This is a genomic window from Paracoccus aestuarii (assembly GCF_028553885.1).
Classification (GTDB): Bacteria; Pseudomonadota; Alphaproteobacteria; order Rhodobacterales; family Rhodobacteraceae; genus Paracoccus; species Paracoccus aestuarii.
Genome location: NZ_CP067170.1, coordinates 25350 through 48859, shown reverse-complemented (window position 1 = coordinate 48859; position 23510 = coordinate 25350). Strand labels below are relative to the sequence as shown.

At 65.8% G+C, this 23510-nt stretch carries 18 protein-coding genes and 1 CRISPR repeat array; of the genes, 7 read left to right on the top strand and 11 right to left on the bottom strand.

Annotated features, from left to right (window positions below; genetic code table 11):
* The first annotated feature begins 51 nt into the window (after positions 1-51).
* The 5 genes from JHW48_RS15845 to JHW48_RS15825 are packed head-to-tail and all read left to right on the top strand — an operon-like array spanning position 52 to position 3404.
* Positions 52-240 carry a hypothetical protein gene (locus JHW48_RS15845; protein ID WP_119887045.1) on the top strand — a complete coding sequence of 63 codons (189 nt, stop codon included), beginning with the start codon at positions 52-54 and terminating at the stop codon, positions 238-240.
* On the top strand, positions 237-1757 hold the full coding sequence (locus JHW48_RS15840; RefSeq protein ID WP_119887044.1) for a CHAD domain-containing protein: 1521 nt from the start codon (positions 237-239) through the stop codon (positions 1755-1757). The genes JHW48_RS15845 and JHW48_RS15840 overlap by 4 nt, the downstream gene beginning before the upstream one ends.
* The gene (locus tag JHW48_RS15835; RefSeq protein ID WP_119887043.1) at positions 1754-2515 is read left to right on the top strand and encodes a ParA family protein; all 762 of its coding nucleotides are present in this window, start codon (positions 1754-1756) and stop codon (positions 2513-2515) included. Before JHW48_RS15840 ends, JHW48_RS15835 begins: the two co-directional genes overlap by 4 nt.
* 3 nt (positions 2516-2518) lie before the next feature.
* Positions 2519-3013: a CYTH domain-containing protein gene (locus JHW48_RS15830; RefSeq protein WP_119887042.1), complete on the top strand. Its 495-nt coding sequence runs from the start codon at positions 2519-2521 to the stop codon at positions 3011-3013.
* Entirely contained in the window at positions 3006-3404 is a 399-nt protein-coding gene (locus JHW48_RS15825; protein ID WP_170152333.1) for an NUDIX hydrolase, read from the top strand. Before JHW48_RS15830 ends, JHW48_RS15825 begins: the two co-directional genes overlap by 8 nt.
* A 7-nt stretch (positions 3405-3411) precedes the next feature.
* Here JHW48_RS15825 and JHW48_RS15820 read toward each other — a convergent pair whose 3' ends face one another.
* Complete coding sequence (locus tag JHW48_RS15820) at positions 3412-5973, bottom strand: GcvT family protein (RefSeq protein WP_119887053.1); 2562 nt, start codon at positions 5971-5973, stop codon at positions 3412-3414.
* Positions 5974-6137: 164 nt separating this feature from the next.
* Here JHW48_RS15820 and JHW48_RS15815 point away from each other — a divergent pair, with 164 nt between their 5' ends.
* Positions 6138-7178 (top strand): GlxA family transcriptional regulator, encoded by a 1041-nt coding sequence (locus tag JHW48_RS15815; protein WP_419182427.1) that lies wholly within the window; start codon positions 6138-6140, stop codon positions 7176-7178.
* A 232-nt stretch (positions 7179-7410) separates the two neighbouring features.
* Here JHW48_RS15815 and JHW48_RS15810 read toward each other — a convergent pair whose 3' ends face one another.
* The 3 genes from JHW48_RS15810 to JHW48_RS15800 all read right to left on the bottom strand — a co-directional run bounded on the left by JHW48_RS15810 (position 7411) and on the right by JHW48_RS15800 (position 12138).
* The gene (locus JHW48_RS15810; RefSeq protein ID WP_119886661.1) at positions 7411-9639 is read right to left on the bottom strand and encodes a PAS domain-containing hybrid sensor histidine kinase/response regulator; all 2229 of its coding nucleotides are present in this window, start codon (positions 9637-9639) and stop codon (positions 7411-7413) included.
* A gap of 470 nt (positions 9640-10109) precedes the next feature.
* On the bottom strand, positions 10110-11171 hold the full coding sequence (locus JHW48_RS15805; RefSeq protein WP_240637879.1) for an extracellular catalytic domain type 1 short-chain-length polyhydroxyalkanoate depolymerase: 1062 nt from the start codon (positions 11169-11171) through the stop codon (positions 10110-10112).
* Positions 11172-11394: 223 nt separating this feature from the next.
* A complete protein-coding gene (locus JHW48_RS15800; RefSeq protein ID WP_119886659.1) occupies positions 11395-12138 on the bottom strand; it encodes a BON domain-containing protein in 744 nt (247 codons plus the stop codon).
* 560 nt (positions 12139-12698) lie between these two features.
* Here JHW48_RS15800 and JHW48_RS15795 point away from each other — a divergent pair.
* Positions 12699-13952 carry a tyrosine-type recombinase/integrase gene (locus tag JHW48_RS15795; RefSeq protein ID WP_119886658.1) on the top strand — a complete coding sequence of 418 codons (1254 nt, stop codon included), beginning with the start codon at positions 12699-12701 and terminating at the stop codon, positions 13950-13952.
* A 115-nt stretch (positions 13953-14067) separates the two neighbouring features.
* A CRISPR array of direct repeats spans positions 14068-17634; the repeat unit is 29 nt; unit sequence CGGTTCATCCCCGCGTGTGCGGGGAACAG.
* A gap of 58 nt (positions 17635-17692) precedes the next feature.
* Here the strand turns inward: JHW48_RS15795 and cas2e are convergent.
* The 7 genes from cas2e to casA are packed head-to-tail and all read right to left on the bottom strand — an operon-like array spanning position 17693 to position 23331.
* Positions 17693-17980, bottom strand: coding sequence for a type I-E CRISPR-associated endoribonuclease Cas2e (gene cas2e / locus JHW48_RS15790; protein ID WP_119886657.1), 288 nt, complete (start codon positions 17978-17980; stop codon positions 17693-17695).
* On the bottom strand, positions 17977-18912 hold the full coding sequence (gene cas1e, locus JHW48_RS15785; RefSeq protein WP_119886656.1) for a type I-E CRISPR-associated endonuclease Cas1e: 936 nt from the start codon (positions 18910-18912) through the stop codon (positions 17977-17979). Before cas1e ends, cas2e begins: the two co-directional genes overlap by 4 nt.
* Positions 18909-19562: a type I-E CRISPR-associated protein Cas6/Cse3/CasE gene (cas6e, locus tag JHW48_RS15780; protein WP_240637878.1), complete on the bottom strand. Its 654-nt coding sequence runs from the start codon at positions 19560-19562 to the stop codon at positions 18909-18911. The genes cas1e and cas6e overlap by 4 nt, the downstream gene beginning before the upstream one ends.
* A 50-nt stretch (positions 19563-19612) precedes the next feature.
* Positions 19613-20293: a type I-E CRISPR-associated protein Cas5/CasD gene (cas5e, locus tag JHW48_RS15775; protein ID WP_170152314.1), complete on the bottom strand. Its 681-nt coding sequence runs from the start codon at positions 20291-20293 to the stop codon at positions 19613-19615.
* Positions 20286-21365 carry a type I-E CRISPR-associated protein Cas7/Cse4/CasC gene (gene cas7e / locus JHW48_RS15770; RefSeq protein WP_119886653.1) on the bottom strand — a complete coding sequence of 360 codons (1080 nt, stop codon included), beginning with the start codon at positions 21363-21365 and terminating at the stop codon, positions 20286-20288. The genes cas5e and cas7e overlap by 8 nt, the downstream gene beginning before the upstream one ends.
* A complete protein-coding gene (casB, locus tag JHW48_RS15765) occupies positions 21362-21886 on the bottom strand; it encodes a type I-E CRISPR-associated protein Cse2/CasB (protein ID WP_119886652.1) in 525 nt (174 codons plus the stop codon). Before casB ends, cas7e begins: the two co-directional genes overlap by 4 nt.
* Positions 21883-23331 (bottom strand): type I-E CRISPR-associated protein Cse1/CasA, encoded by a 1449-nt coding sequence (gene casA, locus JHW48_RS15760; protein WP_119886651.1) that lies wholly within the window; start codon positions 23329-23331, stop codon positions 21883-21885. The genes casB and casA overlap by 4 nt, the downstream gene beginning before the upstream one ends.
* Positions 23332-23510: the final 179 nt, after the last annotated feature.

Sequence of the window (23510 nt, the reverse complement as noted above, 5' to 3'; positions counted from 1 at the left end):
GCGGGGGGGTGCGTCACGACATCATGACGTCACAACGACCAGGTGCGGACGATGCCCAAAAGCAAGGATGCAGGCCCCAAGGGCGACGACGCCAAGAAGGTGAACACGTCGCTGCGGCTGCCGCGCAAGACGCTGAAGGCGCTGAAGACCCGGGCGATCGAGGACGATACCAGCGTGCAGAAGATCATCGAGGACCTGGTGGACGGCTATCTGAAGAAGACGGGAACCCGAAAATCATGACCACTGCCCCATCGACCATCCTGGTCCTGCCCGGCGCGCTCGGCGACGCGGGGCTGGGCCCGCGCCTCGGGGATTGGGACATCGCCATCGGCGCGGCCGAGGCCGAATGCGGCTTTGCGCTGCTGGACGATCACCTGGGCACGCTGCGCGATGCGGGCCAGCTGCTGATCCGGGACGATGCGGCGCTGACGCTGCTGGACCCCGAACGGGGGATGCTGACGCAGGATGCGGGCCGGGCGGAACGATTTGTGGCCGATCTGGACGACGGGCCGGTCAAGGCCGCGCTTGGCCATGTGCCGCCGCTGCGCAGCCTGCTGGCGGGGGCATCGGGCAGGCTGGGCCGCCGCGACCTGGCGGTGACCGATGACGAGGGCAAGACCCGCGTGCGCGCCCGGCTGACTACGCTGCGCCCGGATGACGGCGGCCCGGCCCTGACGGTCGCGGCGCTGCAGGGCCTGCGCGGCTATGACGGCGCGCTGGACAGGCTGCGCGACCATCTGCAGGGCGCCGCCGATGCCGCGCCCGGGGCTTGGTCGCGGATGCTGATGCCCCCGGGCGAACCCTATGTCGCCAAGCCCGACATCCCCGTGGCCGAAGACGACCCCGCCTGGCGCGTCGCCACTGACATCATCGCCACCTATCTGGATGTCGCGCGGCGGAACGAGGATGGGATCATCGCCGATCACGACACCGAATTCCTGCATGACTACCGCGTGGCGCTGCGCAAGGTCCGATCGGTCCTCAGCCTGTTCCGGGGCGTCTATGCCGATGATGCCACGGCCGGGCTGAAGGCCGCCGCATCCGGGCTGATGGCGCCCACGGGGCGGCTGCGCGACCTGGACGTCTATCTGCTGGCGCGGGAGGATTACTTCGCCATGCTGCCCGCCAGCCTGCACGAGGGGCTGGATCTGATGTTCTGCGCCTTGGAAAAGGACCGCCGCGCGGCGCATCGCCGGATGGCCCGCCACCTGCGCGCGGCGCCCTATCGCACGCAGATGACGGATCTGCAGGCGGCCCTGGCCGCAGGCCCGCCCAAGGGTCCGCTGGCCGATGACGCGGTGGGCGATTACGCGCGCGGGCTGATCTGGAAACGCTATCGCAAGGTCTGCCGCATCGCCCGCGCGATCGATGCCGACACGCCCGACGAACAGGTCCACGCGCTGCGCATCGCCTGCAAGAAGCTGCGCTATCTGATGGAGTTCTTCGCCCCCCTGGTCCCCGCCTCCGCGCTGAAGCCGGTGCTGAAACCGCTCAAGCGGCTGCAGGACAATCTGGGGCTCTTCAACGACTATTCCGTCCAGCAGGATTTCCTGCGCGACTTCATGGACCGCCAGGCGCCCTCGGGCGACCGGCGCGACCTGGTCCTGGCGCAGAGCATCGGCGCGCTGATCGCCGTGCTGCACGAACGCCAGCGCGAGGAACGCGCCCGCATCATGGAGAATTTCGCCCGCTTCGACGGCCCCCGGATCCGCGAGCGCGCCCGCAGCCTGTTCCATCGCAAGGAAGCCCAAGGATGAAGATCGTCGCGTGCTACAGCAACAAGGGCGGGGTCGGAAAGACGGCGGCCTCGGTCAACCTGGCCCATGCCTTCGCCCGGGCGGGCGACAAGGTGCTGCTGTGCGACCTGGACCCGCAGGGGGCGTCGGGCTTCTATTTCCGGGTGAAGCCGTCGCAGAAGCTGCAGAACGAGGCCTTCTTCGAGGATGCCAAACAGGTCGCCAAGGCCATCCGCGGCAGCGATTACGACAATCTGGACATCCTGCCCGCAAATATGAGCTTTCGCGACTTCGACGTCTTCCTGTCGCAGATGAAGAACAGCCAGTCGCGGCTGAAGAAGGCGCTGAAGGCGGTCGGCGGGGATTACGACGTGATCGTGCTGGACTGTCCGCCCAACATCTCGATGCTGTCCGAGAACGTGCTGAAGGCGGCCGACCTGATCGTGGTGCCGGTCATCCCCACCACCCTGTCGGAACGCACCTTCGAACAGCTTCTGGATTTCGTCGAGGGGCAGGGCGACGGCAAGGGCGGCCGCAGGAAGATCGCGGGGTTCTTCTCGATGGTGCAGCGCCAGAAGGTGCTGCATGTCGAGACGATGCAGCGCATGCGCGAGGCCCATCCCAAGCGCATGCTGGACACGGCGCTGCCCTTTTCCACCGATGTCGAACGGATGGGCGTCAACCGCGCGCCCGTCCGGGAATTCGCCCCCGACCGCCCCTCGGCCCGGGCCTATGCGGGGATCTTCGACGAGATCCGCGCCCGTTTGCATAAGGACTGACCCATGGCCGACCCCGTCGAGATCGAACGCAAGTTCCTGGTGGCCCGGATGCCGGATCTGGGCGATGCCCGAAGGTCCTCGCTGCGCCAGGGCTATGTCACCCGCCCCGAGGATTCCGTCGAGGTGCGCCTGCGCCAGACCGATGACGGCCATGTGCTGTGCCTGAAATCGGGCGAGGGCATCGTGCGCGGCGAACGCGAGGTCACGCTGAGCGCGGCGCAGTTCGACGCGCTCTGGCCCCAGACCGAGGGGCGGCGGATCGAGAAGACCCGCTGGACCGGGCCGCTCGACGACGGGCTGGTCTATGAGCTGGACGTCTTCGCGGGCGACCTGGCCCCCTTGGTGATGGTCGAGGTCGAATTTCCGTCCGAGGAGGCCGCCGCGCGTTTCGTGCCCCCCGCCTGGTTCGGCCGCGACATCAGCGACGACAAGCGGTTCCGCAACAAGGCCTTGGCGATCGCCGGCGCGCCGCAGCCCGATGACGACGCGGATGGTTGAGAAACGCTATGGCGTGCTGTGCCAGCTGACCGAAAAGGGCAAGCCGCGCATCGTCCTGGTCAGCCGCGGCAACCGCAAGGAATGGATCCATCCCAAGGGGCGGCGCATCCCGGGCATGTCCGGCGCGGCCTCGGCCCGGCGCGAGGCCTATGAGGAGGGCGGCCTCCTGGGCCGCATCTATCCGCGCCGCAAGACGGTCGTGCAATGCCGCGAGGGCGGCCGGACGATCCGCCTGACGCTCTATGCGATGCGGGTCGACAAGATGCTGAAGCGCTGGCCCGAAAAGCGCAAGCGCGACCGGATCGTCGTGTCGCCCGACAAGGCCGCCCGGCTGCTGCGCTGCCCCGGCATGCGCGAGGCCCTGCGCCAGATGGCCGGGCGCAAGGCCTGACGCGGTCTCAGCTGCGGGGCTTGAGGTTCTGCGGATCATAGAGCGGGGCATAGCCGATCCCCGCCACCTCGACCGGATAGAGTTCGTCGAAATAGCTGACCTGCAGCTTGCGGCCCATCTGGCAGTAATCCCATGGCAGATAGGCCAGCGCGATATTCTTGCCCACCGACGGCCCATAGGCGATCGAGGTTGTGTAGGACCGCCGCCCCAGACTGTCGACCAGCACGGCGCCCGTGTCCGGGTCCATGACCGGCAGGGTGCCGACCGGATAGCGCGCGACCCCCGAACCGTCCACATTGTCGGTCATCACCAGCGTGCAGAGCATCGCGGGCTGATGGTCGCGCGCGCGGTATTCCAGATGGCGCGCCTTGCCGACGAAATCGGCCTCCTTGACCTTGGGGCGGGCCAGGTCGGCCTCCAGCAGGTTGTATTGGGTCAGAAGGTCCGCGTTCTGCAGGCGCAGGGATTTCTCCAACCGCCGCGAATTGGCATAGGTCTCGACGCCCACGGCCATCACCCCGGCATCCCGCAGCGCGTCCCAGACCGCCAGCCCGTCGCCATAGGGCATGTGCAGCTCCCACCCCTGTTCGCCGACATAGGAAATGCGGAAGGCCATGACGCGGCGGCCTGCGATCTCGATCTGCCGGATCGCGACGAAGGGGAAGGCCTCCGCCTCCAGCGCGTCGGGATCGGCGACGACGGTCTTCAGCCGCGCGCGGGCATTGGGGCCCCAGATGCCGATGGTGGTATAGTCCTCGGTCACGTCGGTGATGGTGACGTCCAGACCCCGGTCCTGGGCCATGCGGCGCATATACATCAGGTCGCGCGGCCCCGCGTCGGCCCCGTTCACCAGCCGGCAGCGGTCCTGCATGCGAAAGACGGTGAAATCGGCGCGCACCATCCCCTCGGCGTCCAGCATGTGCGTATAGATGCCCTTGCCGATATTGGCGTCGCCGCCGATTTTGGCCGCGCACAGCCATTCCATCAGCGCGACATGATCCGGCCCGCTGATATCGGTCATGTGGAAATGCGACAGGTTGATCAGGCCGCAATCGGCGCTCATCTCCAGCTGTTCGGCGTTCGAGACGCGCCAGAAATGCCGGCCGTCCCATTCGTTCAGGCGCTCGGGGACCTGGTCCGCGTATTTCTCCAGCAGATGCTCGTTGGCGGCATAGCCATGGGCGCGTTCCCAGCCCCCCAGCTCCATGAAATAGCCGCCCAGCTCCTGTTCGCGTTCGTGGAAGGGGGACCGGCGGATGCCGCGGCCATTGCCGAAGGGCTCGCGCGGATGGACCGGGGGGGTATAGATCTTGGCGGCGGTCTCCTCGCAGCGGCCGGCGATGAAATCCTCGGTCAGCTGGAAATCGCTGAAGCGGGCATAGTCGATGCGGTTATGGTCGATGGGCGTGCGCCCGGTGGTCATCCAGTCGGCGATCAGCTTGCCCATGCCGGGGCCGTCCTTGACCCAGATCGCCACCGCATACCACAGCCCGCGCAGCTTGCGGCTTTCGCCCATGGACGGGCCGCCATCGGTGGTGGTCTGCAACAGGCCGTTGAAGGAATGGCTTTCGTTGAAGCCCAGCTCGGCCAGGATGGGCGTCAGCTCCATCGCGCGCTCCAAGGGCTCGATCACGTCATCCAACACCAGATCGCGCTGCGAGGGCGACAGCCGGGCCTGATGCTTTTCCAGCAGGTCGCGCGGATGGACCATCCGCACGTCCTTTTCATAGTAATAGCCCCATTCGATCTGGCCGCCCTCGGTCGTGCTGGGATCGCCCGTGTCGCGCAGATAGGCGGAATTGCCCTGATCGCGCAGCAGCGGCCGCCCGATCTCCAGCCCCGTGCCCGCGAATTCGTCATAGGGGCCGAAGAAGGTCAGCGGGTGGTCGACCGGCATCACGGGCAGGTCCTCGCCCGCCATCTCGGCGATCAGCCGGCCCCAGAGACCCGCGCAGACCACCACATGATCGGCCATGATCGTGCCGCGCGTCGTGCGCACGCCGGTGATGCGCCCGTCCTGATGCAGCAGCTCCAGCGCGGGGGTGTTGGCAAAGGCGCGCAGCTTGCCCGCAGCCTCGCCCATGTCGACCAGCTTGCCCGCCACCGTCTGCGAGCGCGGCACGACGAGGCCCGCATCGGGGTCCCACAGCGCGCCCTGGATCTGGTCCTCCTCCAGCAGGGGGAATTTCGCCTTGGCCTCGGCGGCCGAGATGATGCTGACATTGGTGCCGAAGGCGCGGCCACTGTCCACGCGGCGCCGCAGTTCGGCCATGCGTTCGTCATCGCCGACCCGCGCGACCTCCAGCCCCCCGATGCGCCGGTAATTGCCCAGCCTTTCATAGAAATCCATGGAATACATGGTCGTCCAGCAGGACAGCAGGTCATGGCTGGTCGCATAGCAGAAATCCGAGGCATGGGCGGTCGATCCGATATCGGTCGGAATGCCGGACTTGTCGATGCCGACGATGTCGTCCCACCCGTTCTCGATCAGGTGATGGGCGACAGACGCGCCGACGATGCCTCCAAGGCCGACGATGACGACGCGGGCGCGGGACGGAAAGCTGGACATCTGGGTCATCCTCAGGATCTGGGGCGGGGATGCGCCATGGCGCATTCCTCCGGTCGAAGGCCCCGACAATGCCGCGCCGCGCGCCCGCGCGACAGGACGATTGCGTCACCCCGCCATGAAGCCTACGACAGGATGGAACCGCAGACAGTCCCCGAGAGGTCGCCATCCGCCCCGCCCCATCCCAAGCGCGCCCCGCGACCCGCCCGCTGCGCCCCCGGCCGGGCCGGGCGCGGCTGTCGGTGGGCTTCGTCCTGGCGCGCCGCTTCACGCTTTGCGCCTTCGCCAATTTCGTCGACGTGCTGCGCCTGGCCGCGGACGAGGGCGACCGCAGCCGCCCGATCCTGTGCAACTGGGCCGTGCTGTCCGACAGCATGGAGCCCGTCCCCTCCAGCTGCGGCATCGGCGTGCAGCCGCAGGAACGCTTGGGCGATCCGGGGCGCTTCGACTATGTCGTGGTCATCGGCGGGCTGATGGAGGATGACGCCGTCCTGCCCGCGGCCCATCGCCGGTTCCTGCAGGATGCGGCGGCGGCGGGGGTGCCCTTGGTCGGCGTCTGCACCGGGGCGTTCCTTCTGCATCAGGCGGGGCTGCTGGAGGGGTATCGCTGCTGCGTCAGCTGGTTCCACCATGCCGATTTCCTGGAACGGTTCGAGGGGCTGAACCCGGTCACCGACCAGATCTTCGTCGTGGACCGCGACCGGCTGACCTGTTCGGGGGGCGCCAGCTCGGCCCATCTGGCGGCCTATCTGGTCGACAAGCATGTGGGCCGCGCCCAGGCTCGCAAGAGCCTGAACATCATGATCATCGACGAGGCGCTGCAGGCCGAAAAGCCCCAGCCCGGCATCACGATGGAATTCAAGACCCGCGACCCGATGGTACTGCGGGCGCTGCTGCTGATGCAGCAGAACATCGAACAGCCCTTCACCGTGGCCGAGATCGCCCGCCGCATCGGCCACAGCAAGCGCCAGCTGGAGCGGCATTTCCAGACCGCCCTCGGCACCTCGCCCCAGGCCGCCTTCCTGGACATGCGGCTGTCGCTGGCCCATCACCTGATCGTCACGGGGGACCGGCCCATATCGCAGATCGCGCTGGAATGCGGCTTCTGCGACAGCTCGCATCTGAGCCGCATGTTCCGCCGCCGCCACGGCCAGACCCCGCAGGCCCTGCGCCAAGGCCACGCGCAGGACCGTGCCGGGCGGGTTTAGCGGCCTCTGCGGGCCGACAGCAGCGCCACCGCAATGACATCCGAAAACCGCCCCGAAGACGCGTCGGTCCTACCGCCCGAGGTAATCGTTTCGATGACCGGGGATCATGAAGCAAAGAAGGAGATCACCACCAGGAGGCACGGGGGGGCCTTGCCCTTATAGATCGCCCCGTCTTCAATAGCGGCGCCGGGACTGTCGCCCTTCCGGCCAGCCCGAATGAAACCGCGTCCGATCACCCGTCATCGGACGCAATGAACGCTTTAAGTTGGTCGCGGCTGACAGGTTTGGTCAGAAAGACGACGGAGGGATCCCGCGGCCCCGATTGCAGGTGATCGCGGGAATAGCCCGACATCAGGGCGATGCGGATATGCGGATGGGAGGCGGCCACCGAATGGGCGAGATCGACACCCGTCTCGCCGGGCATGACCACGTCGCTGATCATCAGGTCCAGATCGGGTTCGCGGGCAATGACCTCACGGGCCTCGGCGCCATTGGCGGCGATCAGCGCATGACAGCCCAAGGAGGTCAGCATCCGCGCCACCACCCGCGCGACCGCAGGGGTGTCATCGACGACCAGCGCCTTGACATGCCCGGCGACCGCGGGCGTCGAGGCAGGTCCCGCTGTCTCCATATCGCGGGTATCGACGGGGGCGACGGCGAAATACATGCTGACCGTCGTGCCTTGGCCCGGGACGCTGTGCAAGGTGACGAAACCGCCGATCTGTTCCAGATAGCCCCGCACCCGCGACAGTCCCAGCCCGGACCCCTGCCCCACCTTGCGGGTGGTGAAAAACGGCTCGAAGACATGATCACGCAGATCCTCGGGGATGCCGCTGCCGCTATCCTCGACAGACAGCTCGACCCAGGTTTGGGGGGCCTCGCCATTCGGGTTGGCACGTTCGACGGCGCCAAGGGCGATGCGGATCGTGCCGGTGGCCTCGATCGCCTCGCGGGCATTGATGACCAGGTTCAGCAGACAGCTTTCCGCCATGGCGGCGTCGAACAGGACAGGGGGCACCGCATCGGCAATATCGACATCGATGCGGATGCGCGATGGCACCGCCCGGCGGATCAGGGGCGTGACCGAGTGAAGAAACACCCCCAGATCCGCGGTTCGCGGCGACAGCTTGGATTTCCCGGCAAAGGCCAGCAGGCTGTCGTTCAGCGCTTTGCCGCGCATCACCGCCGCGCGGGCTTCGGCGATCAGCAGGCGGGTCTCGTCGGGGTCGGTCGTCACCTCCAACAATTCGATATTTCCCAGGATGACGGCCAGCAGGTTGTTGAAATCATGGCTGACGCCACCGGCCATCTGACCGATCAGGGCCAGTCTTTCGCCGCGATGGCGCTCCTCCTCGCTGCGGCGCTGTTCGGTCACGTCATCGGTCAGGATGACCGCATGGCCGCAACCGCCATCCTGTCCGGCCAAGGGAACGGCGATGCAGTCGAAGATCTGGCGCCGCCCCAGACCATCCCGACGGGCCTCGAATTCCAATACGTTCATCCGGCCAAGGGCCTGGCCGATATCCTCGACACCGGGATGCAGGGTCGTGCCGGCGACAAGGTCACCAAAGGGCCGGCGCAGCACAGCCCGGCGATCGGCCCCCCAGAGGGTCGCCGCCGCGATATTCGCATAGGCCACGGGCCAGGTCGGCATCGGACCGGACCCCACCTCCAGCATCACCGCGCCCGAGGTCATGGCATCGATGGCCGTGCGGAACAGGCGCAGGTCGCGCTGCTTGCGGACCTCGCGCGTGACATCGCGAAAATGCACCGCGACCCCCGTCTGCGCAGGATGCACCGTGATGTCGAACCAGGTCTCCAGCGGTTCGAAATAGGTCTGCAGTTTCTGTGACAGCCCGGTTGCCTCGACCGTGCGATAGGCTGCTTCAATGGCCGTATCGCGCAGATCGGGAAATTCGTCCCAGAGCGATCGTCCGACCAGATCCTCCGGGGCACGACGAAGCATGTCAGCCGAGGCGCCGTTGACAAAGGTGAACCGCCATTGCTTGTCCAGCAGGAAAAATCCGTCGGGCATGGTCCGCAGCACGAAGGCCAGTTCGGCCTGGGCCCGTTCCCTGTCGGCCACGGCGACACGCTCCGAGGTGATATCCTGGAACGCCCCTTGCAGGGCGACGATATGGCCTGACGCATAGACGGCCTCGCCGATGGTGCGCGCCCAGAAGACACGGCCATTCGCCGACCGGCACTGAACTTCGAGGTTCCAGGCGGTGCCGTCCCTCTGACAGGCATTGACCGCATCGATGACCTGCGCCTTCCACTTGCCGATATAAAAGGACAGGGCCAACTCGAGCGTCAGCTCGGCGGTTTCCGGCACCGCGAACAGATCATAGAGAAAAGGCGTCCATTCGACGGCATCCTCGCCGATCCGATAATGCCAGGCCCCCGTCTGACTGGCCGCGCATGCGCCCCGCAGCAATCGCAGTTCATCACCCTGATCCATGGCACCTCATGACAACGTCGACAGAACAGGCATTCACGGCAGAACGTCAGCCGCAGGTGATTTCATCCGTCGGCGAGGATAGCTGTCGTCGCGCCCTGGCAACAGACAGTAATTGGTCTGCTGGTTTCAAAAAGCATGACCGATTAGGGTAAGTGGTCGGCAGGTCTTCCCTGAATGCCATCCTCATGAAGCGTTGTCGGCGCAGCTTGGGCTGCGGCTGTAGAGGCGTGTATGCCTGGAAGGCCGGGCCGCAAACAGCAGCAGGACAGCGGATATAGATGACCGTCTGACGCCTCCATGGCCTGCGCTCATCCCTTGGCGGTCGGCCAGCCTGTTGGCTTACGGGCCGAACCCGGCTTGATCGTCAGCCGAACGGGATAGCCTGTCAGAGGCCCGATCCTATCCGATCGATGGAAAGCGGCATGTCCTGTCGCATACCAGCGGCATTACTGGCGTTCAGATGCAAGCGTTCACGAAAGACGCCGCTTGTTCCTGTGCTTCAGGAAAAAGCGCAGCATCTCGCGGGATGCGTCCGGCCCCGACGGGTCCACAAAGCGCCCGGTCCTGGAGCCGCCGGACCAGGCATGGCCTGATCCCTTGATCAGCCAATGCTCGACATAGGGCCGGCCACGCCCGATCCGGTGCTGCGTGCGGATATAGGTCCGGCCATCGGCGACCGCGCCGCGCTTTTCGACGGTCGCAAGCGGGCGATAGGTCTCCAAGGCCCGCAGGGCGACCAGGCGGCCGTTCCGGGGGGTGACGACCTTGTCCTCCTCTCCGTGGAACACGATCGTGGGGATCGCATCGACCAGGCGCGTGCCCGGCCAGCCCTGCTTCATGGCCAGGACGGCCGAGCCCTTGTCGCGCGCCGCATTGATGGGCAGGCCCGAATGGCAGCCAACCGCGGCAAAGATCTCGGGATAGGCATGGGCCAGCAGCATCGCACAGGACGCCCCGGCCGACAGCCCGGCCACATAGATGCGGCGGGGATCCACGGGGTGGCGCGCCTGGATGGCCCGGACCATGCCGGCCAGGACCTCCATCTCACCCGAGTCGCGGCCTTGGTCGGATGCGCGGAACCAGTTCCAGCAGCGGTTGGGATGGGCGCTGCGCGGCTGCGCCGGATAGAGGACGATGACCCCAAGCTCCTCGGCCAGCAGGTTCATCCGCGTCCCCTTGGCGAAATCATCGGGGGTCTGGCCGCAGCCATGCAGCATCACCAGCAGCGGCAGGGCCGCCCCCTCCTCGCCCGCCGCGCTCGGCATGAACAGCTTGTATGTCCGCGACCCCGAGGCCCCGGCATGCGTCCCGGCGGTGAAACGCCCAGCCCCGCCGCGTGCGCGGGGCGCTGGCTTCGCCGCGGTCTTGCGAGCCGGGCAGGTCGTCGTCTTGGTGGCGGCCTTGGTGATCTTGGACGCGGCGGTGATGGCCTGCGTCGTGGACCGGGCCATCACGGACATGAGGGCCGCGACCGAGGCGGGTCCCGCCCTGCGCCGCTTGGACGGAAACAACAGCCGGGAACGCTTGGCCACGCGATGCTCGTTTTCTGGAAATGGGGTCAGGTGTCGAATATAGGGATCGCCGACCTGCCGGTAAACCATGATGGCGACAGATCGGCCTGTGCCACCGGGCCGTTTCAGGGGCATTGGGACCAGCCAGACCCGTCAGCCAGCCCGGGGACAGGGAAATGCGGGCACCCGGGGGGCGCCCGCATATGGCATGGCATGACGCGGGGTCACGGCAAGGATGCCGGAATCAGAGGATCCCGCGATCGCGCGCCGGATCCGCCGTCAGCGGCGATCCCGCGGCCTGGCCGGTCGCCGCCACGCGCAGGTTGTTCTGGACGTGCTTCACACCCGAGGCGCGCTCGGCCACATCCTCGGCATGGCGCTTGGCGAAACGCTCGGGGACCGTGCCGTTCAGGGTCACCTCGCCGTCCTGCACCGTCACCTCGATCTCGGTCGCGTCGAGACGGCCGTCATCCATCAGGCGCTCACTGACATCTTCCTTGATGCGCTCGTCCGACCGGGTATAGCCCTTGGGGCCCTTGCCGCGATGCTTGTCCATCTCGCGGCGGCGGCTGGCCTCCTCGTCGCCGAACCACGAGGCGACCTCGTCGCCCGCGCGGTCAAAAAAGCCACGCTCGTCATCGCGGTCGTCGCGGCCGCGGGACCGGCCATAGCCGTCATTGGACGCATAGGGGTCAAAGCCCCGCTCGGCCCGCAGGCCTCCGCGGCGGCCATAGCCGTCGTCGTCGCGGCCATAGCGGTCGGCCTGCCCATAGCCGCGGTCATGGGACCGCGCCCGGCTGCCGTCATCGTAACGCTCGCGGCGCTCATCCATGTCGCGGCGGCGCTCGGCCTGGTCGTCGCCGACCCAGGACTTGACCTCGTCGGCGGCCTTGTCGGTCCAGTCGCGCGAATTGCGCGATGCGTCGCGATTGCCATAGTCGCGGCCGGGGCGGCCCATGCGATCTCGGTCGTCGTATTCGTTAGCCATGTCGTGTTCCTCCTGTAGACACGGGCGCCTTCGGGCACCTCGGATGCAGAAGAAACAGGGGGCGGCGGCCAACTGTTCCGGCAAATAAATGTTATAGACGGGCTTAGCTGCCGCCAGCTGATCACCCAGCTTGAGCGAAAAGAACAGCATCGATTGAGGCTTGCCTGTAGCGTCTCGATGCAGGCCCTCGCAGCCAGTCCTGACGCGACGCGGGAAATACCAGACATTGCCCTTTTTATGGATGTACTTGGCAGACAAGCGAAAAGCCCCTGATTCTGACAGTAAGACCACGGCGTCACCTTATGTGTCACCTTGCGGTCTCTAGATCTGTCACCAATCAGTTGTTTTCGTTGAGAAAACCTGTCCAAAGGTGGCGGAGACGAAGAAGTTCAAGCGAGCCATGCACGATGCCTCAGGGGACGTCGCGAAATGATCGCAAGTTATTGTTTGTAAATAATTTTATTCCTCAATAATGCTCTCAGCCCCTCATGCGCGCTTAGTCAAGCTCGATGCCGTTGGATACCCTTTTCCTAGCAGGGTAACACCCGAAAGGAAAACACATGTCTCTCACAGTAAAGAAGCTTGAGGCTGCCAGGTTCGGTATTGACAAGGAGCGCCTCAGCGATGGGAACGGCCTTTATGTCCGCCTATATCCTTCCGGCGCAAAGCGCTTTCAGGTTCAGGTCCCTCGCGAGCGGGGGGATAAACGCCGCTTGTGGATTACCTTGGGTGACTTCCCCAAGCTCTCTTTGAAGGAAGCGCGCGAAACGGCGGCTTGGATCCGGCTCCAGGTTGCTCGGGACTGGAGCGCCAGCCGCCTGCGCGCAGCACTGGCTACCAGCACTTTCGACGCGGATCATGCGAGCCAGGACTCTGCGAAGCCCTCCAAGCCGGCCGTGCTGTTCCGGGAGGTTGCGGCGGACTGGTTCGAGCGGAAGCGTCACGGCCTGAAGAACGGCAAGCACATCGCGCAGAACTGGACGACCATCGAAACCTACACCTTCCCCCGCTTGGCGGATCGCCCGATCACAGAGATCACGAAACCTGAAGTCGTCGATACTTTGAGGCCGATCTGGCACGAGAAGAACGAGACGGCGCGCCGCACTCTCGGGCGACTGCAGGAAATCTTCGAACTGGCCGAGTTGCAAAGCCACATCACGTCGAACCCGGCCCGCTTCAATCCGCAAACCGCCTTCGGCAGGGTTCGCCGGAAGACGCAGCATTTCGGATCGCTCCCCTGGGAGCGGATGCCGGATCTGTGGCAGTGGTTGGTGGAGGTGCGCTGCGACGAGATCACCCGCCAGTTCGTGATGCTACTGCTGCTGAGCGCAAAGCGGACCGGCGAGGTCAGGTTCGCGCGGCATTCGTGGTTCAGCGGACCGCCTCTGGAGGTCTGGGAGACGCCTGCGGAGTATATGAAGATGGGTCAGAGCCATCGCGTCCCGGTCAGCCGCCATATTGCGACCATCTTGGACAACATGGCGATCCTTTCCGGTGGAGATGGATATCTTTTCTCGAAGCCCCACACCAAAAGCGGTGTCATATCGGAAAATGCTGCGCTCAACCTGCTCAAGCGTTTTGATGCCTCCATCACTGGCCACGGCGCCCGGGCGAGTTTCAAGGGGTGGGCGCGGTCGCAGGGCTGTTACCAGCGGGACACCATAGAGTTTGCTCTGGCTCACGGCCTGCCTCCCCTCGAAGCGGCCTACATGCGTGAGGACCTCCTGGAGGAGCGGAGGCCGATGATGCAGGATTGGGCAGACTTCGTGACCGGTGGCGACAGTGTGCCGTCGCTTCGATTGCTAGGATCCTGACCCACTGACCCAGCAGTGCGCCCGTGGTTCGTCAACTGTCACGCTGCCGTCGCAGCTTCTGAGGCCCCTGCGCCTGCTTGCCGCTTAGCAGTGGGACACTATCGATAACCCCCACCGTTTTCTCCCCGCGTGTGCGGGGAACAGGATCCAATCCCCATCGTTGCGGCTGTAGGGGTCGGTTCATCCCCGCGTGTGCGGGGAGCAGCCCGCACAGCCGATGAAGACGTTCGGGTGCAGCGGTTCATCCCCGCGTGTGCGGGGAACAGCCCCAAGCGTCGATAGTGACGCGGATAACAGGCGGTTCATCCCCGCGTGTGCGGGGAACAGGCGTTGCTGGGGTAGCGCGTGTCGATCAGATCCGGTTCATCCCCGCGTGTGCGGGGAACAGTGGTTCTCGGCAAGAGAGCCTTGGATCAGCACCGGTTCATCCCCGCGTGTGCGGGGAACAGCGCGTCTATGGCTCGCCGGTGCGCCTGTCGCCCGGTTCATCCCCGCGTGTGCGGGGAACAGGCCTGACGAACCGTAGCGCGGCGGAACGGAATCGGTTCATCCCCGCGTGTGCGGGGAACAGCCACAGGCGGCGAGGGTGGACGCACGGCGGTTCGGTTCATCCCCGCGTGTGCGGGGAACAGTCAAAAGCGCGCGAGGCAGCCATGTCCGCCAGCGGTTCATCCCCGCGTGTGCGGGGAACAGGTCCAGGTCGATCTGCAGGGCGGTCAGCTTCTCGGTTCATCCCCGCGTGTGCGGGGAACAGCGACAGGATCAGGGATCGCTGGCCACCAGCATCGGTTCATCCCCGCGTGTGCGGGGAACAGGGCGTTCTGCACCATCTGATTGAGAAGGCTGCCGGTTCATCCCCGCGTGTGCGGGGAACAGGCATAACTGACCCCGAGGCCCGCCGCGCCGCCCGGTTCATCCCCGCGTGTGCGGGGAACAGGGCGGCACCGTCACCAAGTGCCCGCCCATGACCGGTTCATCCCCGCGTGTGCGGGGAACAGTCGACCTCTCGGGCCTCGATCTGCCGCCCCGGCGGTTCATCCCCGCGTGTGCGGGGAACAGCCGGTTTGCGGCGTCACGATAAACATCTCGATCGGTTCATCCCCGCGTGTGCGGGGAACAGATAAACGCCACGGACGCGGGCGTGATCTATGACGGTTCATCCCCGCGTGTGCGGGGAACAGGCCACCCCGAACGCTTGCGCAACCGCCCAAACCGGTTCATCCCCGCGTGTGCGGGGAACAGTCAAGCAGGACGGGCTTGCTGTTGGCGTCCAGCGGTTCATCCCCGCGTGTGCGGGGAACAGCGTTCCTAGCGGGTAACTCCCCATATTCACCCCGGTTCATCCCCGCGTGTGCGGGGAACAGGGCGCGGGCAAGGATGCAGTTGTCGGTGTAATCGGTTCATCCCCGCGTGTGCGGGGAACAGGTGGACAGCGACGGCGTTTCGCTGCTGTCCGGCGGTTCATCCCCGCGTGTGCGGGGAACAGTCCGTCGATGGTTGCAGAAAACGCCCCCGCATCGGTTCATCCCCGCGTGTGCGGGGAACAGGTCAGCGGTCGCCGCTCCCAGCTATTGCCGTTCGGTTCATCCCCGCGTGTGCGGGGAACAGTACCACAGGGACCCGTCCGCCGCGCGGCCGTCCGGTTCATCCCCGCGTGTGCGGGGAACAGTCGCGGATCAGCGGCGGCACCGCGCCTTATACCGGTTCATCCCCGCGTGTGCGGGGAACAGCTGGCGGGAAACCTCCATCTGGAACGCGATTTCGGTTCATCCCCGCGTGTGCGGGGAACAGTGAGGGCGGCAAAATTCGGCATTCCGGGGAGGCGGTTCATCCCCGCGTGTGCGGGGAACAGCGGTCACGGTCGAGCTGATCAACGCGAAGCAACGGTTCATCCCCGCGTGTGCGGGGAACAGCCAGACAGCAGCAGCGCAGTGAGTAAATCGCTCGGTTCATCCCCGCGTGTGCGGGGAACAGCCATACATACGAGAGAAAACGCAGTTTTGAAACGGTTCATCCCCGCGTGTGCGGGGAACAGAAGACCGTGTTCGATCAGACGCGCCCGGTCGCCGGTTCATCCCCGCGTGTGCGGGGAACAGGGCGCGGGTCAGCGCCTCGTTAGAAATTGCGCCGGTTCATCCCCGCGTGTGCGGGGAACAGATCATGTCAGCCCCTCCGGTGCTTCATGGCAGCGGTTCATCCCCGCGTGTGCGGGGAACAGTATTTGCACAGCGCACTGCTGCCGAACAACCCCGGTTCATCCCCGCGTGTGCGGGGAACAGATCGGACCATTCCACGCAGGCCGCCTCCGCCGCGGTTCATCCCCGCGTGTGCGGGGAACAGCCCCAACAACGTGAAGCGGATGCGCCGTCAATCGGTTCATCCCCGCGTGTGCGGGGAACAGCAATTGCGCGTCCACAGGCTCTCGACGTGGGGCGGTTCATCCCCGCGTGTGCGGGGAACAGGTCACCCGCGCCGTCAGGAGCTGCTCGCCGGTCGGTTCATCCCCGCGTGTGCGGGGAACAGGCGGCGAAGAAGCCGGTCACGACGCCGTGGTCCGGTTCATCCCCGCGTGTGCGGGGAACAGCGAACTTCACTGACACCCTGCTCAACGCATGGCGGTTCATCCCCGCGTGTGCGGGGAACAGTGAGGGAGCTGCGCGATGCGGACGGATGCGGACGGTTCATCCCCGCGTGTGCGGGGAACAGGCGTAGCCCGTGCCGCGCTGGCGATGTATCAGCGGTTCATCCCCGCGTGTGCGGGGAACAGCCAATCATGGCTGTTACCCGTCTGTCCGACGCCGGTTCATCCCCGCGTGTGCGGGGAACAGCGCCCAAGACGCGACCCACCGCCAGAAATCATCGGTTCATCCCCGCGTGTGCGGGGAACAGAGGGAGGCGGGGGAATGAGCGCGCTCAAGCGCCGGTTCATCCCCGCGTGTGCGGGGAACAGAACTACCCCCGCAAGAAAAGCTGGGGTGAAATCGGTTCATCCCCGCGTGTGCGGGGAACAGCATGTGCCGGGTGTGGGCCATTTTTCTAACTCCGGTTCATCCCCGCGTGTGCGGGGAACAGTTGTCCCATCTTCGGGATTATCCGGGGGTGGACGGTTCATCCCCGCGTGTGCGGGGAACAGAACCCCAAGCGCCATCGCGCGGTTGACTTCAACGGTTCATCCCCGCGTGTGCGGGGAACAGGCCAGGGACTGAACCGAAAACCACCGCCACGCCGGTTCATCCCCGCGTGTGCGGGGAACAGCAGATCGCAGCAATGGTTGCAGCGCCGACAGACGGTTCATCCCCGCGTGTGCGGGGAACAGTGCCGCCGCCTGCGCGATGGCCAGGCGCTCGGCGGTTCATCCCCGCGTGTGCGGGGAACAGATATATCGAACCATGGCGGTTTCCGGCTTTCCCGGTTCATCCCCGCGTGTGCGGGGAACAGACCTACGGCAGCGGGCATGTCTATTTTGGAACCGGTTCATCCCCGCGTGTGCGGGGAACAGAGGCGCGCTGCGATGGCAGCGTAGGACTCGCCCGGTTCATCCCCGCGTGTGCGGGGAACAGGAGGTGATCGAGGTCTCTGCCTTGCCCCAGGGCGGTTCATCCCCGCGTGTGCGGGGAACAGATCGCGTTTTGGTCCAGCGTGCGGTTGCCTTCCGGTTCATCCCCGCGTGTGCGGGGAACAGTCTTGCTACAAACTGTTGATCTACCGATACAATTTGAAGCTCGTCGGTTCTACCGATCTCATGATGCATCCGATGGGAAGAACGATACAAGCTTCAGCCCATCAAAATCGACCGGCATCCGACGGTTTCGACCCGCCGTGGCGAATTCATAGCCCTGATCTGTAAGGGCGCTCCAGATCATCACCGCATCGCCTTTTTCGATCCCGCCGGAGACTTGAGACCATATCATTTCGCGCGTTCTGGTCGAATAGTCGCCGACATAGACGCCTGCCCGGACCTCCACCAGCCAGGCGGCCAGCCGTCCCCGCAATCGGGGCGGCGCGTTCGAGACGACGACCACGATCATCCGCGGTGCCCGGAATCACCCGAGCGGTCATCCTCGAAGGCCGGGCCGATCGCATCCGGGGGCGGGTCTGGACGCGGAAGCTCCCCGGCCTCGAGGACCTCTTCAATTCGGGGGATGATTTTCGCAAGAAGGCCCGTCTTTCGGAAGGCGTCGCGGCAGGCCAAACGAACCGCGCGGTCGGGCGACATGTCCAGCTTGCCCCGCTCGGCGAGACCCGCAATGCGGAACGCCTCGGGCACGACCGTGTCGAACTTCCACAAATCGGCGATGTCATAGACAAAGGAAAGGGGCTTGCCGCTGTGCAGAAACCCAATGGCGGGTGCGTAGCCTGCGGCCAGAACGGCGGCCTCGGTCAGCCCATGCAGGCAGGCAGTGGCAGCCGAAAGGCAGCGGTTAGGCATGTCGCCGGCCTCCCAGTCCTTGGGGTCATAGGCGCGGCGTGACCAGTTGACGCCGTGGGCCTTGGCCAGCAATTCGTAGGTCTTGCGCACTCGCACCCCCTCGATTCCGCGCAGTTGGTCTATCGAGCGTCGCTGCGGGGCCTCTTCCCCGAAACGCAGCGCATACATCTTGCGCACGACCCGCAGGCGGGCGGCGTCATCCAGCGCCAGCCGGGCCTGCCACAACAACCGGTCGGCCCTTGCTCCGCCTGGCTGACCCGCAGAATAAAGCCGCACGCCTGCCTCTCCGACCCAGGTGATCAGCGTGCCGGTCCGCGCGGCAAGCGCGATGGCTGCGTGCGAGATGCGCGCCCCCGGCTCCAGCATCACGCCCGCCAAGCCGCCGATGGGTATCTGCGTGCGAGTGCCATCGGCATTGACGGCCACGAAGGCACCATCAGCCACGTCAAGCTGCGCACGCTCGACGAAGACCAGCGTAGAGCGGTCCTTCATCTGGATCGGCCGCGGCGGCGGCAGTCCCGGCAAGCTCATGGCAGCGTGGCTCGACGGATCATCATCAGCCCATGACCGAAAGATTTCGCGCGACCAAAGCCTTGCGCCATGCTGTCGATGAACAGAACCGGATCTTCAATGCGGATCATGCCTGACAGGTCTAACACCCCGAACTGGGGCTGCCTCTTGCGGGGGCCGCGGTGGTCGGGAAGCGCCACCACGGAATAGTCTGAAACCTCAGCACGTTCCACGCCAAAGCCGCTGCGGCTTCCCTGTCCGTCCAGCCAAGCACGGCCTGCGGCCTCGGCGGCGCCCATCCGAGCCTCGGCCCGTTCGCCCTTGGGAAGATCGCGGATTGCATGCATGACCACGTCGTCATGCTTCCGCCGTTCCTTGCCTGAGGCCGTCATCTCTCCCGTTTTTCGCGTGCGCGTGGCATTGGCGCGCAGCACGAAATCCAGCCGGTCGCCGGGCGCCAGCGCGGGCGCGAATTCCTTGACCTCGGGGGGACGGAAAAAGGGCGAGTCGGTCGGGCGTCGGCGCGACAGGACGAAGAACACGCCGTTTCCCTCGGCCCGCCACAGGAAATCGCGTGGGGCATCGGGATCGCCGGCGAAGGCCGACCACAACAAGCGGTGATGGGCGTCCTGCGCGCGCCCGCGTTCCTCAGGGTCGATCAGGCGCTTCAACGCCGCGACCGAAGGGGCGTTCGACAGGGTCAGGCGCGACAGAAACAGGCTCATGCGTCCTCCGCAAAGGTGGTCACGTGAACCTCGCGGCTGGTGAAGTGCCACAGCTGCCGGTCCAGGGCCACGTCATTGCGGCGCTCGATTCGGGCATGGTCCGAGGGAGCATCTGAATAGAGGGCCAGGGGCGGCGGGACGGGACGAAACCTTGGCATCTGGGCCGATGCCAAGGCGGTTGCGGCATCCGGAGCGTCGATCAGACGAGGCGCGGGTGGTGCCGATAGCGGGCACGACTTGCGGCCCAGATACAGCGTGAACACCGGCCTCAGCAGTGCGTCACGAAGCGGCGCCATGTCCAGCCCCCAGACCGCCACCGAATAGACCACACCGCAGCGGTAGTCGCGCTGCGTAAGCGTCGTATTGACCGCCCGCCCGGCCTGGAGAAGGGCCACCGCATGGCTGTCGGGCCGCCGCGCGGCGGCCGTCGGCACCGTCTGGACGGTGTGATAGTCGCGGAGCGGCTGGCCGATGTCATGGACGGCGACCGCCACGCGCAAGGGCTCCAGCGCCGCGAGGCCGGGGGCATCATCGCGACGGATGCCTTTGGCTGCCGCCAACAGGCCCAGGATCGCCGAGCGGGCGGGCCAGGTCAACGTGCCGCGCCGCTCGTGCCCTGCCAAATCTCCGTTCGCAGCCAGATTGGCCACCAGGGTAAAGACCAGATGCTCAGTCATCCTGCTGCCCCAAGGCAGAGGCCGCAAATTCCTCCAGCCCCGCGAGCGTGCCCTGCCGCGCCCGGACATCCATGATCTGAACACGGTCGGCGGCTGGTCCATAGGCGTCGTCGATGGCGCCGGCCATCTCTGTCAGTGCCGTGACCGAGGCCTCCAGCAGATCCTCGCCCTTGACCGGAGAGAAAAACGCGCCGGTCAGGTCGCGGGGGGCGGCACTGCCGATTTCGGCCCGGATATGTCCGGCACGCGGCCGATGTGCATGGCTGTTCTGCTTTCCCGACGGAGTAGCCGTGGCCATCGCCTGCACCAGCGCCCGCAGCCCGCGCGCAGCCAAGGCCCGGTCCCCCGCAAGGTTCGCGACCAACAGATCGCAGTTCACGCAGGCATAGAGGTAATAGACCCCGGAACCGAAGCTGTGCTCTCCCAGATGCGCGCCGCCGGAATCGTCGTTGCGCGTCTTCAGGTCGTCGACAGCGGTGAAATAGTCATCCTCGGACTGTGCTCGGTGGGTGGTAATGGCATGCGAAATCTGCACTGCCGCCTCGCGATTGAAGCCCGGATTGTCAGCCAGCATCCGCCCGAACATGGCGATATCGACAGCCCCGTCAGCCGTGCGCAGGACGGTCTTGGCCAGGTCCTTCTCGGTGGGCAGCGCTTCCCCCGCGAAAGCCTTGTCAGCCAGCTCCAGTGCAAAGGCGCGCTCGTCAGGAGAGATGAAGGCCAGGGTGGTGCCCTGAAGTGCATCGGGACGCTTCTTGTCGGCTGCCTCGATCTTGCCGAAGACCTTTCCGATCTCTTCGGCCTTCTTGCGCGCGGTCTCGGCATCGGCGCCGCGTTCGATCAGATGCTTCCGCAGCATGTCGCCCATCAGCTTGGTGCGCTGGCCCATGTGACCTGCCAGCCCCTGCTGGAACGGCGGCGAGACCCGCACCGCCCGCTTGATCGATTGGCTGGACAGGCGCAGGCGCGGCGCACCGCCGACCGTGGCCTGCTTGGGGCGGCCCTGATCGTCGCGATTCGGGTTCGAGGGCGGATAGGCGGTCAGCAGATGCAGTTGCAGGAATGTCGTCATTGCGAAATCTCCGTATCCTTTACGCCGCTTGCGCCATTCAGGCGCAGGCCGTTGAAATAGTCGAAATACCAGTCCTGCCGGATCTTCTCGCCCCGGTCGGGATCGTCCCAGTTCAGCACGTCACGGCCCAAGGCCGCGACATTGCAGCGACCGTCAGTCAGCGCGATTGCGCGGCGCAACGCGCGGGGCAGGTCGGCCGCCTCGCTGCGGACCAGCGCCTCGAACCGGGCACGTGACATGGCGGGCGGATCGCCCACACCCAGCACCCGTGCCAGAGTGCGCTGATCGTTGCCCTCGACACGCGCCAGCACCTGCACGACGCGGATCAGAGCCAGCGGGCGGTGCCGCAACCACGGCGCCTTGGCCACAAGGTCATGGACCTGCGGTTGGGCCAGCACTTCGGGCCCGTTCTCGGCTCGCCGCAGCCTGGCGCGCAAGGCGCGCGCAGCGGATGTGTCTTCACTTGGCCGCAACGCGGCATGCCACCATCCGGCAATCACCGTGCCGATATTCTCCGTCATGCAGCTTTCTCCCCACTTGCCAGCCTCAGTTCCGCATAGAGCTTTGCTCCAAGTTTGCCTTGACCGCTGAACAGCCTCAGCAACAGGTTGCGTTCGCGCAGAATGCCTTCGACCTCGGTAATGCGCGCGGTCCCCAAGCGGGACGTGGCCGCTCCGTCGAAGATCCGCAGGGCCGCCTGCCGCATCTCATCCAGCCACTGGGCTTCATTGCCTGGCTGCGCGGACAGAGCCTCGAAGGGGCCCTGTGTGCGCAAGAAAAACTCTTCGCGCAGCGCATCAAGAGCGGTGCCCTCACCCATCACGGGTTTAAGCGACTGTCGCAAGGCGGGGGCGCAAATCTCCGCAGCGGCAACCATACGATGGATACGGTCAAGCGTCTCACCATCGGCAATCAGCGGTTCAAGGGACAGGATGAAATCGCGCGGCTTCATGTTATCCATCGCCCAGCCCGCTACGATAACCGCTGCACCCTCGGTGCTGTCGACCCGCTCGCGATAGCCCGTCAGCGCCGCGGCCTGACGGCGCAGATCGCTGTGCGAGGCGGCGTTGATCCCGAGCCAGTTGCGATATCCAAAGGCCCCGGCGCGCGGATGCTGAGGCAACAGGTCGCCCCCGTCCTTCATCCGGTAATGAGGCGTCAGGGGATGCTCCCATTCCGCATAATTTGCACCATAGGGCTTCTGCAGCACGCCGGTCACCTGATCACCCTCGAAGATGAGGCGCAGCCTGCGGGGCATCCCGAAGAACGCCTCGGCCAGATTGCCGTCCTCTGGCGGGTGCGTGGCGACGCCGCCCTCGGATCGCCGGGTCGGCGCCATCCATGGCAGCGCCCTATGCCCTTGTGGACGGCCCAGAGGCACATTCGCCCAAATCAGATGCCACAGCCCCGGCATGGCCGGTTGGACCAGCGTTACCATCGGCCCGCCACCGCGCATCGAGGTGCGATTGCCCGCCCCGCCTGCCGGTGCCTGCGACTGCAACGTGAACAGCGCCATGGCGGCCAGCGCGGGATCCAGCCGCGGATAGCGACCGCGCCGCACCATCAGGTCGGCATTGTTCCGAGCCGTATTGCCGCCTGCAGAGTCGATGAACAGCATGTCAGGAGAGGCGATCTCAACCTTGCCATTCGCCGCCTCGAACCGCTCCTGGTCCTGAAGAAAGCGTGGTCCGTCGCCGCCTAGACTGAAAGCCGGTGCCAAGGGTTCCAGCGCCGCCCGCAGCCGCTCCGGGTCGGGGCCGCGCTCGGCCCAGTCCTCGACCTCATCTACTGGATCGGCAAGATAGACTAGACCGATCAGCAACTCGAGACAGGCGATGTTAAGATCGGCACGCGGCCAGTCGGGGAACAGCACATCGGGTTCGGCGATCTGGTCGGGGCGGATGACGCGGCGGCCATCGGTGCAGCGAACGGGAATCCACGGATCGGTGATGAGGTTGAGGGGCATCGAAATCTCCTTGAGACATCACAGCATAAGGCCCGCACAAATGCACGGGCCTTGCCCTCATCAGAAAAAAGCATATAAGTATGCTTGTCCGGATGAGGGGCTTTCTAGGGTATTTTTAGCACTGGATCTGCCTCCTCTGACTTGCTGCTGGAACAGCGGGTTGATGTTCGGGCCTAACA

Bases quoted from the DNA above. Each gene is read 5' to 3' on its own strand.
- JHW48_RS15845 (WP_119887045.1), top strand. From the start codon at position 52: ATGCCCAAAAGCAAGGATGCAGGCCCCAAGGGCGACGACGCCAAGAAG.
- JHW48_RS15840 (WP_119887044.1), top strand. From the start codon at position 237: ATGACCACTGCCCCATCGACCATCCTGGTCCTGCCCGGCGCGCTCGGC.
- JHW48_RS15835 (WP_119887043.1), top strand. From the start codon at position 1,754: ATGAAGATCGTCGCGTGCTACAGCAACAAGGGCGGGGTCGGAAAGACG.
- JHW48_RS15830 (WP_119887042.1), top strand. From the start codon at position 2,519: ATGGCCGACCCCGTCGAGATCGAACGCAAGTTCCTGGTGGCCCGGATG.
- JHW48_RS15825 (WP_170152333.1), top strand. From the start codon at position 3,006: ATGGTTGAGAAACGCTATGGCGTGCTGTGCCAGCTGACCGAAAAGGGC.
- JHW48_RS15820 (WP_119887053.1), bottom strand. From the start codon at position 5,973: ATGTCCAGCTTTCCGTCCCGCGCCCGCGTCGTCATCGTCGGCCTTGGA.
- JHW48_RS15810 (WP_119886661.1), bottom strand. From the start codon at position 9,639: ATGGATCAGGGTGATGAACTGCGATTGCTGCGGGGCGCATGCGCGGCC.
- JHW48_RS15800 (WP_119886659.1), bottom strand. From the start codon at position 12,138: ATGGCTAACGAATACGACGACCGAGATCGCATGGGCCGCCCCGGCCGC.
- JHW48_RS15795 (WP_119886658.1), top strand. From the start codon at position 12,699: ATGTCTCTCACAGTAAAGAAGCTTGAGGCTGCCAGGTTCGGTATTGAC.
- cas2e (WP_119886657.1), bottom strand. From the start codon at position 17,980: ATGATCGTGGTCGTCGTCTCGAACGCGCCGCCCCGATTGCGGGGACGG.
- cas1e (WP_119886656.1), bottom strand. From the start codon at position 18,912: ATGAGCTTGCCGGGACTGCCGCCGCCGCGGCCGATCCAGATGAAGGAC.
- cas5e (WP_170152314.1), bottom strand. From the start codon at position 20,293: ATGACTGAGCATCTGGTCTTTACCCTGGTGGCCAATCTGGCTGCGAAC.
- cas7e (WP_119886653.1), bottom strand. From the start codon at position 21,365: ATGACGACATTCCTGCAACTGCATCTGCTGACCGCCTATCCGCCCTCG.
- casB (WP_119886652.1), bottom strand. From the start codon at position 21,886: ATGACGGAGAATATCGGCACGGTGATTGCCGGATGGTGGCATGCCGCG.
- casA (WP_119886651.1), bottom strand. From the start codon at position 23,331: ATGCCCCTCAACCTCATCACCGATCCGTGGATTCCCGTTCGCTGCACC.